The following is an 11,992-nucleotide window of genomic DNA, read 5'->3' on the forward strand; positions in this document are numbered from 1 at the left end:
CCTGCGCCACATTTTCCAAATGCTTTTGTGGGATTTGCCATCTGCTGAAGTTGTACAGCTTATTCTTCAGTTTCGAACGTTTTATTCGATCATAAAATCGACCGGATTGCAAACTAACGAGGCGCTAAATGTCCATTGAATTACCGATAAAATTCCCGAAAATTACCCAATGCTGGCTGGTTTTGTTAATTTATATCCCGCTGTTTTTTGTGAGTGCCCAACCCTTGCCTACTGCCAACACCGCCGAAAGCGGACAACTGTTGATGACCCAATATACCTCCAAAGATTACCGTGCTCATGAGCAAAACTGGTGCGTTCAACAGGCGCCAAACGGCATGATGTATATCGGCAACAGCTCCTGTTTACTGGAATTTGACGGCGTTAACTGGCGCGTCATTATGGTTGAAAACAAAAGCACGGTGCGCTCGCTGGATATCGACGAAAACGGTACCGTCTGGATCGGTGCGCAAAATGATCTCGGCTACACTGCGCCGGACTCCACCGGTAATTTGAAGTACGTTTCACTACTTCCCGAGGTACCAGATGCACACAAAGAATTCAACGATGTTTGGGAAACATATGTGACGCCGCACGGCGTATTTTTTGAGACATCCACCAAATTATTTTTGTGGCACGAAAACCGGATGCAGGTTTGGGAAGTCGATTCTCAAAAGAGCTTTAAATCGATGTATATCAACAATTTGGGAACGTTGGTTAAACAAGATAAAGTTGGGCTGTTGCGTTACGAAAACGGGAATCTGAATCTCGTAAAAGGTGGCGAACAACTGGCCAACCTCCGGGTACAGGGTTGGGTTGATCTGGAAAATCAATCGATGATCCTGACCCGGAAAAACGGTATTTTTTTCGCAAATTATGACGAAACCAACGGGTTATCGCTTACCCCCTTTTCCGGCTGGCTGAATGATGAACTGAAAGCGCTTCAGGCATACAAAGCGATAAAACTGACGGACGGAACCGTTGCCGTCGGCACATTATTCGGTGGCATTTTGGTGATTTCGCCGGACGGCGAATTGCTGCGCCGCATCGATCCCGGCAGCGGATTGGGCAGCGATTTGGTGCTAAATCTGGCCATCGACCGGCAGGGCGCGTTGTGGGCCGGGTTGAATAACGGCATCGCCAGAATTGAGATACCGTCGCCGCTCACCGTGTTCGACCAGCAATCCGGGCTCAGCGAAAGCGTGCAGGATATCATTCGTTTCGATGGCAAATTGTATGCGGCAACGCTCGCCGGAACCTTTGTGTTGAAACCCGGCGAATCCGGGAAACCGGCTACTTTCGAAATGGTGCCGGGATTGCAGGACATGTGCTGGAAATTCCTGAAATTTGACAACAAACTGCTCATCGCCACCGGCGGCGGATTGTTCGAACTGAACAACGGCGAGTGGCAATCCACCGGCATCACCAATATTTTATATACGCTGGAACGCTGTCCGATACATCCCGATCACATTTTTCTCGGTGCAATTGACCGGCTGTTGAGTGCTACCCGTCGCAACGGAAAATGGGAAATTATTCCCTCGCCAATTGATCTGCCCGTTACGATTCGCAATATGCGATCGTTCACCGGTGAGGATGGAAAAACAGCCGATTTGTGGCTCGGCACCGCATCCGACGGTGCGTACAGAATCCGCTTTCCGATGAATGAAAATGTCGCTCCCGTTGTGTCGCATTTCAACGAAACCCACAATTTACCGGTGGGATATGTGTTTTCCGGCAGCATCGGCGGGAAAGTCGCCTTCGGCACAAACGAAGGAATTATGTATTTTACAGAAACCGATGAGCAAAACGGTTATTTTTTACTGGATGATTCCATCAAAGCCGCGGTTGAAATTGCGAAGCAACAGATCATCACTTTTGCAGAAGATGCGGATGGCATTGTCTGGCTGCCGTTGGTGCAACAGATCGGCGCGCTCAGCCGTGCCGGCGACAGTTGGTATTACAATTATACCCCCTTCGAGCGTTTCAAAACGACGACAACTTATGTTGTTTATCCGGAAAAAGATCGCATTTGGGTGGGCTGCACAGAAGGTGTTTTGCAATACACGCCATCTGTTCGCAAATCGTATGATGTTGATTTTTCTGCAGTTATCCGGCAAGTTCACCCGGTGAATTCGGATACCGTATTGTTTAACGGTTTTCAGCACGATGGATTGAAGCCATTGGCTTTGCCATACCAGAAACGTGCGCTGCGTTTCAGCTTTTCCGCAACAAGTTTTGAGGAACCTACGGCAAATTTGTTCAGCGTTTTTTTGGATGGCTTCGATGAAGATTGGTCCGATTGGTCTGCTGAAACGCGGAAAGATTATACCAATATTCCCGAAGGAAACTATACTTTCCGGGTTCGGGCGCAAAATATATACGGATTTGTCGGTCGCGAAGCGACGTTTTCATTTACTATTTTGCCACCTTTATATCGCACGATGACGGCTTACGCATTTTATTTTTTAAGCGGTATTGTGTTAATTTTTTTAGTGTTACGCTGGCGACTAAATACGCTCGAATCTCAAAAAGCGGATTTGGCACGGCAAGTTATCCAACGAACCCGGGTAATCGAGGATCAAAACATTGAACTCGAAGCGATTAATCAGGAATTGCTCAACCGGAATCGCGAAGTCAATTTGCAAAAAACCGCCATCGAAGAAGCGCGGGACGCGGCGGAACAAGCCCGCATCATTGCCGAAGAAGCCACCCGCGCAAAAAGCGAATTTCTGGCAAACATGAGTCACGAAATCCGCACACCGATGAATGGCGTAATTGGGATGACCGATTTATTGATGGACACAAACCTGGACCCGGAACAACATGAATTCGCCGTAACCATCAAACAATCGGGCGAGGCGTTGCTCACTATTATTAATGATATTCTGGATTTTTCAAAAATAGAAGCCGGCAAACTGGAGTTGGAAACCATCAATTTTGATTTACGCACAACCCTGGAAAGCGTATCAGATTTGCTCGCACAAAAAGCTTGCGAAAAGGGATTGGCGCTTATTCTCGATATGCCGCCGGATGTGCCTTCCGCGATCACTGGCGATCCCGGCAGATTGCGGCAGGTGCTCATCAATCTGACCAATAACGCCATCAAATTTACCGCAACAGGCTCGGTAACGATCCGCGTCCGCACAGCATCTGCCAATGAAACTTCTGCCAAACTGATTTTTGAAGTTATCGATACGGGCATCGGAATTCCCAAAGATCGTCAGGATCGCCTGTTCAAAGCATTCAGTCAGATCGATAACGCAACCACCCGCAAATTTGGCGGCACCGGTTTGGGGTTGACCATTTCGCAAAGGCTCGTAACCCTGATGAATGGCGAAATCGGCGTGTTCAGCGATGCGGGCAACGGTGCAACTTTCTGGTTTAGCGCACAATTCGGCGTTTCAGAAAACCGGCAGATTCATTTTGTCGAATCACAATTTCTGAAAAATGAACGGGTGTTGATCGTAGAAGAAAACCCTGTCAACCGTCAGGTTATCACCCAAATACTCAGCTTTGCCGGAATTCCCCACGGCGTTGCGGATTCTGCAGAAAATGCGCTGGAACAGCTATCTACCGCAGAAATGAAATTTACAATCGCAATCATCGATTTTCAGTTGCCAGATATGGATGGTTTGGCGCTGGCGAAGCGCATCAAGTCTGATGTGGCAACTCAAAATATCCGGTTGATTTTACTCACCTCGGTTGCCAAACGTGGCGATGCCAAACGGATGCAGGCAACGGGATTTTCGGCATATTTGACAAAACCGGTCAAGCTGAAAATGTTGATAAATACGATTGCAGCCGTTGCGGGAACAGCCGGCAATCAGGATCAGTTGCTGATCACCCAACACAATCTGCGCGAAGCCGAAACGCGCCGGAAAGCCGTCCGCATTTTGCTGGCGGAAGACAATCGGGTCAATCAAAAAGTGGCCATCCGCACATTGGAGAAACTCGGTTACAGCGCGGAAATCGCCGAAAACGGCAAGATTGCTATTGAAATGCTCAAAAATTCCGATTACCAAATTGTGTTAATGGACGTGCAAATGCCGGAGATGGATGGTTTTGAGGCAACCACCGCCATTCGCAATGGCGCTGCCGGAGAGCAAAATAAAAATATCGCGATCATCGCGATGACAGCCAACGCCATGAAAGGCGACCGCGAAAAATGTATTGCTGCCGGAATGGATGATTATGTCGCAAAACCGATTCGACGCCATGATTTACAAAAAGCATTAAACATTGTCAAAATGGTATCAGTTAATGCCACAGAAAAGAACAGCGATTAAATCTACTGTGCCAAACAAAAGTATACAGATTTTTATATTTTTGTTCTTATTGGTTGGCAATGGATTTTGCCAATATCAATTCAGCCCCGAAATGGGTGTATTCCCAAAAATGGAATATGCGCCAAAAGAATACGGGGGAATGCAGCAAAATTGGAAAATCAATCAACTCTCGAACGGAAATATTATTGTTGCCAATGGCGGCAGCGGCGTTCTGGAATTTGATGGAATAAAATGGCAACATTACGATATCCCGGGCAGTAATTTTGTTCGTGCAATCGCAATCGGCGAAAAAGACACCATTTTTGTTGGCTCATCCGGCAACATTGGCTATTTGTGCCCGGACTCTGTCGGCAAAAAATATTTTGTTTCGTTGCTCCCCAAAATTCCAGAAGATGATCGTGTTTTTGTTGACGTTTTTGATGTGATCCTAACGCCAAAGAATGGCGTTTACTTTAGAACAGATGATAAAATTTTTCGCTGGTATAAAGATAAAGTCAGTGTGCTAAAAAGCGACACAAACTTCAGCAAAATGTATCAAACCGGCAACAAAACATGGTATCGTAAATCATCCAGAAAATTTTATCTGTTAGAGGGCGATGAATCAACTCCGTTTCATTTTGAGGGGCTGGATTTGGAGAGTAAACGCTTGTCCTTTTTCCCCGGACTTGATAGCACGCTTTATCTAATCGAAGATTCAAGCCTTCTAAAATATGTTTTTGACGAACAGGGTACACCAAGGCTCGTCAATAAAAACACAGAAATTGTTAAAAGCCTTGAGCAGTTTCAATATCCGATCATCCGGCAATTGACAGAAACAATGTTCATTGTTGGTTCGCACGGGCAAGGTGCTGCAATTATCGCCGAAAACGGCACCATTCTCCACAAATTCAACGAGCGCTACGATTTCAGGAGCGATATTATTTTTGATCTGTTTGTAGACAGGGAAAATGGGCTTTGGCTGGGATTGAACGATGGAATTGCCCGGGTGGATATTGCATCGCCATACACAATTTTTTCCAAAACCTATGGGTTTAAAAATTCAGTTTACGATATAACGCGTTTAGATGGACAAATTTATATTATTGATGACAAAGGGCTATACAATTATACCCAAACCCCCGAAAGCGTAACTCCAGCATTCAACAAACTCAACTCGCGGAACGAATTTTATTGGCTTATCCTCACCTATAACAACACGTTATATTGTTTTACAGAATACTCAATATTTGTCTATCTCCCGAATCAGACAACTCCCAAAATACTTCCGGGTAGTTATTTCAGCATTTTAATATCGAAAAAACACCCAAAATATGCCTACGCCTTAAAGAGTGACGGCGGTATTTGTTTATTGGATGTTACCAATGATTTCAAAAAAGTATTTGATTATAGCGATATTCAACGATACACAAATATGATTATTGAAGCACCGGTGCTCGGAACGGATGATCCGGATACACTCTGGGCGCAATCGGAAACCGGCACCATCTATCGAATTCTCAACCCTTTTGATTCAACCAAAGCCCAAGTCGACGAATTCGATAAATCCAATGGATTGTCCGAAAATTTTCTGACAATTCCATTTGTTTATCAGAACAAGATGTATTTTTGGGGTGAGAACAATGTATTCCGCTATACAGAATCAGAAAATGGCGATCCAAGCTTTATCGCGGACAGCCGTTGGGAAAAAATTTCTGCCGGTATAAACGATCATATTACATTCGTTAAAACAGACACCGACGGCACTCTGTGGTATAATATTTATGATAAAGTTGGGCAGATACGGCAATTACCATCTGGTGAATTTTATAAGGACGAAAAGGGCTTTGGTAAACTACCCTCAATGGATTTGTTAATGTTGAAAAAAGAAGCTGAAAATGTTTACTGGATTTGCAGCGATATCGGTTTGATTCGTTATCAATCGCAATCCAGTTCGGCAGTTAGCTTAGCTTTTCCGATACATATCAGTAAAGTGAGTATTGAAAACCCGAAAGAAGATATTGCATATGATATTTCCGGAAACTGGACACATTCGGAACCCCTTAGTTTCGACAGAAATACTATCCGGTTTGAGTTTTCAACCCCAATGATGGCTTATATCGGAAAAACAGAATTTCGATTCAGCATGAGTTCCGGCGACACCATTTGGAGCGATTGGAGCAGCCAGAATTACCGGGAATTTATGAATCTGTACGAAGGCAGCTATCGTTTTAGCGTTCAGGCCCGCAATTCTGATGGTCATTATTCAACAATAAGTTCAATTAACTTTACTATTTTACCGCCCTGGTATCGCACCTGGCTGGCTTATTTGTTCTATTTTTTGACGCTTACAACCCTGATTTTTTTAATTGTAAAATGGCAATTGGCAAGAGTTGAAACTCAAAAGCATGCGTTGGAAACGATTATTGAAGAACGCACAGCGATAATCAGCCAGCAAAAACAAGAGCTTGAAGCAATCAATTTAGAATTACTTCACTCAAAAATTGCTGCGGAAGATGCTACACAGTCCAAATCCGAATTTTTGGCAAATATGAGCCACGAAATCCGAACGCCAATGAATGGCGTTATCGGAATGACAGAATTGTTAATGGATATGAATTTAACAGAGGAACAGCTGGATGCGGTTCAAACGATCAAATTTTCCGGGGAATCGTTGTTAACCATTATCAACGATATTCTCGACTTCTCTAAAATCGAAGCAGGACAAATGCCTCTGGAATCCGTTACTTTCAGGCTTGAAAGTATGATGGAGCAAATTACAAAAATGCTGAGTTTTATCGCCGTAGATAAAGGCAGTTCCTTACATTACACCATTTCTGACGATGTTCCGGAATATGTCGTCGGCGACCCGTTTCGTTTGCGTCAAATTATTGTTAATTATGCAAATAACGCCATAAAATTCTCGAACCAAAAGCCGGTTTCAATCATTGTGAACGTCATAAAAAAAGACACCACAATGGTTCGCCTTAAAGTAGAAGTAATTGATAACGGTGTAGGCATTCCGGAGGAAAAGCACGATGTGCTTTTTAAATCATTTTCACAAGTTGACGCTTCAACAACCCGTAAATTTGGCGGTACCGGTCTGGGGCTGGCAATCGCCAAAAACCTCGCTGAAATGATGAATGGATCTGTAGGTGTGAAAAGTAAAGTTGGCGAAGGTTCTAACTTTTGGTTTATTGTGGACTTAGGAATTGGAAAAGGATCAGATGTTCACAAGTCATCGCAAAACCCGACATCTGAAAATTCAATGGCGAAAAGAAAAAATATTCACATTTTGTTGGCGGAAGACAATCGTGTTAATCAAAAAGTAGCTATACGCACTTTAGAGAAGCTCGGGCATACGGTTGAAGTTGCCGAAAATGGCAAAATTGCGATTGAAATGCTAAAAAAATCCAACTATCAAATTGTTTTAATGGATGTGCAAATGCCGGAAATGGATGGTTACGAAGCAACCCGGCTGATTCGTAATTCTGAAAGTGGCGTGATTAATGCCAATATACCAATTATTGCGATGACTGCTAATGCAATGAAAGGAGACCGCGAGAAATGTTTACTTGCCGGCATGAACGATTATGTTGCAAAGCCCATAAAAAGGACAGAACTTTCAAATGTGTTAAAGCGGTATGTGTAAAAAAAGGCACGTAAATAGCGTAATAATCTGCAATTTACGCGCTCAATATTTTGTTGTTCAGGTTTGTAAAATTTTGTAGATAAAAGCACTCGTTTAAAAAAAAGTTTATGCTAATTTGTAAAACAGCAGTTCATTTTATTTCGCTGTAGAGAACACTAAATCCCACCGTTTGTTGATGTTCCCATTCAAGCAATCCATGATTCCGTTTGAGATTTCTTTTCCGTTTTAAATTGGCTGACCATCTTCTGTAATTTTTCAGACAATTTATCCATATCACTTGCTGCAGCTGCCATTTGCGAAATACTTTCTGCGCTTTCCGAAACAACATGTGAAATAGATTCCACATTGCGGGAAATTTCTTCTCCGGTAACGGATTGTTCTTCTGTGGCAGCGGCAATTTGTGTAACCATATCAACCACTGTTTCCGTGCTTTCGACAATTTTTTTGAGGGCTACACCAGCTTGTTCGGCAAGCCCCAAGCCTTCGTTCACTTCGCTATTACCCTGATGCATTTCTTCAACAGCCAGCCGCGTTTCCGTCTGGATATTTGTGATCATTCCGGAAATTTTTTTGGTAGCTTCTGTGGTTCGTTCCGCAAGTTTGCGCACTTCATCCGCAACAACGGCAAATCCACGCCCCTGATCCCCGGCTCGGGCAGCTTCGATGGCAGCATTCAACGCTAACAGATTGGTTTGATCAGCTATTTCATTTATAACGTCGATAATTTCTCCAATTTTCGTGCTGGCGACACCCAACCCTTCAATAGTATTGGATGTATTTCGCACAACATTGGCAATCTGGTTGATTTTTTCTATTGTTTGCCCAACGATAATACCACCTTCTTTGGCAATCGACCCGCTATTTGTTGCCACTTCGACAGTTTTTGTTGTGTTAAATGCATTATCCACAGTAGTTTGAGACATCGCGTCTACTGCTAATGCAACTTCTTTTGTTTTCGCAGATTGAACGCGCGCACCAGCAGCCATCTGTTCGGAACCTGCAGCCAATTGGACTGATGCCGATTTGATCTGTCCTGTCACCTCGCTAACGCCATCAACAATATGGTGAAGATCAGTAACCATTCGATTGATGCTGGTAACCAATTGTCCGATATCATCACCGCTTTCGCTGTGGATGCGAATCGTTAAATCACCATTTGCAACAGATTCGGTTACGTTGAGCAATTTTTCAACCTCACTTTGCAGATAAGCTTGATTAGCTTGAATTTCGGATCTGTTTTTTTCGATTTCTTTTCGGGCAATTTCGGCTTCCTGTTGGCGTGCATTTAATCCATCCATCGCACTCCGAATATGATTGGACATCATGTTGAATGCACGTCCCAAAACTCCAATTTCATCTGCCCGATTAGCTGCAACAAACACTTCTTTTTGGCCCTCTGCTATTTTGTTGGCAGCAATTGTTAATTCACTTAATGGATCTACAATCATTTTCCGAATAATGACAAATAAAACAGTCAATATTATCAGAATTTTAAAAATAAAAAAAAGCGTCATGTTTGCAGAATTACTCTTAACCTGTTGAATTATATTATCTTGTCTTACAGAAATACTTGCAGCACCCAACACTTCACCGACCGTAACATCATGACAATCCAGACACTGATTCTCCGCAATAAAAGGGAATACTTCACGAAAGGAACTGGTTTCTTCATCAAATGCAGTAAAAGGTTTACCGGTTGCCAAAACAGATTTATCGGCATCATCCTTAATCAAATATTCACCTTTATCTTCAAACATCTCACCCCGGATCACTCTAAGTTCTTTAATGCCTTCGAGCCCCCTAACCTTTTCAAGCCATGCAGGTATTATGTCATTTTCACCCATAGCCATCATTTCATCGAGGCTGAATTTCATTAAACCACATAGCATTTTTGCCGAGCTTTCGGAGCTAACACTATTGAGATTATTCTGCTGCTCGACAATCCAATAAAGCCCGATACTCATAATTAATGTTAAAAAAATACCAATAGTGAGTAAAAATTTAGCTCCGAGTTTAAGATTTGCCATTCCCAAATCCTTTCAAAAACAAATAGTGTAGTCATAATTGATTGCTAACCTATTGCTCTATTTTTTAACTAGTTAGATCAATTTTAATTAACTTAATGATGATGCTAATATGTTCTGTATAAGGAAAGGTTCGGCAAAGTTATTTCAGGCTTGATATCTTTTTATCAATTTTGTGATGGTTTTTTTACGTCGGTAGGCTGTGTTATTGTTATCGAAAATGCTACAGTTTGGTACAATAAAAAAGGGAATCAACATAAAGTTGATTCCCTATCAAGAAGATGCTTTGGCGACGACCTACTTTCCCATTTCCAAAGGAAACAGTATCATCGGCGCTGGTGAGCTTAACTACTCTGTTCGGAATGGGAAGAGGTGTATCCCCACCGCTATAACCACCAAAGCAAAACTGTATGGATGATATACGAATAATCTGCTGAATAGCGTTGAGTCGGAATAAAAAATTAGTAAGCCAAGCCTCTCGGCGGATTAGTATGGTTCGGCTAAACACATTGCTGTGCGTACACCTACCACCTATCGACCTTCTAATCTCGAAGGCGCCTTACAGTCACTTATGTGAAGGGATACCTCATCTTGGGCAGGGTTTCGCGCTTAGATGCTTTCAGCGCTTATCCACACCAGACGTAGCTACCCAGCCATGCCCCTGGCGAGACAACTGGTACACTAGCGGTCTGTCCACTCCGGTCCTCTCGTACTAAGAGCAGAGTCCCTCAAGTATCCTACGCCCGCGACAGATAGGGACCGAACTGTCTCACGACGTTCTAAACCCAGCTCACGTACCGCTTTAATTGGCGAACAGCCAAACCCTTGGGACCTTCTCCAGCCCCAGGATGCGATGAGCCGACATCGAGGTGCCAAACCGCCGCGTCGATGTGAACTCTTGGCGGCGATCAGCCTGTTATCCCCGGAGTACCTTTTATCCTTTGAGCGACGGCCCTTCCACTCGGAACCGCCGGATCACTAAGCCCTGCTTTCGCACCTGCTCGACTTGTTTGTCTCGCAGTCAAGCTCCCTTATGCCTTTACGCTCTACGCACGATTACCGACCGTGCTGAGGGAACCTTTGGGAGCCTCCGTTACTTTTTAGGAGGCGACCGCCCCAGTCAAACTACCCACCTGACACTGTTCCCTGGCAGGCTTCACTGCCACGGGTTAGAGTCTCAACTAAACAAGGGTGGTATTTCAAGGGTGACTCCACCGCCACTGGCGTGACAGCTTCAAAGTCTCCCACCTATCCTACACATGCGTAGCTAAGAATCAATATCAAGCTATAGTAAAGGTTCACGGGGTCTTTCCGTCCCGTCGCGGGTAGTCGGCGTCTTCACCGACATCTCAATTTCGCCGAGCCTCTCGTTGAGACAGTGCCCAAGTCGTTACACCATTCGTGCAGGTCGGAACTTACCCGACAAGGAATTTCGCTACCTTAGGACCGTTATAGTTACGGCCGCCGTTTACCGGGGCTTCAGTTCAATGCTTTGCCTTGCGGCTAACATCTCCCCTTAACCTTCCGGCACCGGGCAGGTGTCAGACCCTATACGTCCTCTTACGAGTTAGCAGAGTCCTGTGTTTTTAGTAAACAGTCGCCTGGGCCGCTTCGCTGCAACCCTGTTCAGCTCAGATCGCGAAGATCTTCACCTAATAAGGGCACTCCTTTTCCCGAAGTTACGGAGCTAATTTGCCGAGTTCCTTAACGAGAGCTCACTCGCGCACCTTAGGATTCTCTCCCTGTCTACCTGTGTCGGTTTGCGGTACGGGCACCAGAAACCACTCACTTGCGAAGCTTTTCCTGGCAGTATGATTAAGACCACTTATGATCCTTACGGATACCGTGTTCACACCTCGGTGTTTAGAATAGAACGGCGGATTTACCAACCATTCCCACCTACATGCTTAAACCGGGACATCCAACACCCGGCTGGTCGTCACTCCTGCGTCACTCCTCAAGTTCAAACGCGATTTTAGGTGGTACGGGAATATTTAACCCGTTTACCATCGACTACGCCTCTCGGCCTCGCCTTAGGTCCCGACTAACCCTGA

General features: G+C 44.4%; 3 protein-coding genes and 2 rRNA genes (1 of these 5 only partly in view). 2 read left to right on the plus strand and 3 right to left on the minus strand.

The features are described from left to right. Nucleotides 1-128: 128 nt before the first annotated feature. Nucleotides 129-4,286: a response regulator gene (locus H6629_03590; GenBank protein ID MCB9066884.1), complete on the plus strand. Its 4,158-nt coding sequence runs from the start codon at nucleotides 129-131 to the stop codon at nucleotides 4,284-4,286. Continuing rightward, complete coding sequence (locus tag H6629_03595; protein ID MCB9066885.1) at nucleotides 4,240-7,914, plus strand: response regulator; 3,675 nt, start codon at nucleotides 4,240-4,242, stop codon at nucleotides 7,912-7,914. The genes H6629_03590 and H6629_03595 overlap by 47 nt, the downstream gene beginning before the upstream one ends. 185 nt (nucleotides 7,915-8,099) lie before the next feature. Here H6629_03595 and H6629_03600 read toward each other — a convergent pair whose 3' ends face one another. The 3 genes from H6629_03600 to H6629_03610 all read right to left on the minus strand — a co-directional run. Further along, the gene (locus H6629_03600; GenBank protein MCB9066886.1) at nucleotides 8,100-9,941 is read right to left on the minus strand and encodes a methyl-accepting chemotaxis protein; all 1,842 of its coding nucleotides are present in this window, start codon (nucleotides 9,939-9,941) and stop codon (nucleotides 8,100-8,102) included. Nucleotides 9,942-10,222: 281 nt separating this feature from the next. Beyond that, a 5S ribosomal RNA gene (gene rrf, locus H6629_03605) occupies nucleotides 10,223-10,338 on the minus strand. A gap of 65 nt (nucleotides 10,339-10,403) precedes the next feature. Continuing rightward, nucleotides 10,404-11,992: ribosomal RNA gene (locus tag H6629_03610) — 23S ribosomal RNA — on the minus strand (it continues 1,411 nt past the right edge of the window).

It is taken from the genome of Calditrichia bacterium (assembly GCA_020634975.1).
Lineage (GTDB): Bacteria > Calditrichota > Calditrichia > RBG-13-44-9 > J075 > JACKAQ01.

Excerpts from the sequence above, each read along its gene's own strand:
- H6629_03600 (MCB9066886.1), bottom strand. The coding sequence starts at position 9,941 with ATGGCAAATCTTAAACTCGGAGCTAAATTTTTACTCACTATTGGTATT.
- H6629_03590 (MCB9066884.1), top strand. The coding sequence starts at position 129 with ATGTCCATTGAATTACCGATAAAATTCCCGAAAATTACCCAATGCTGG.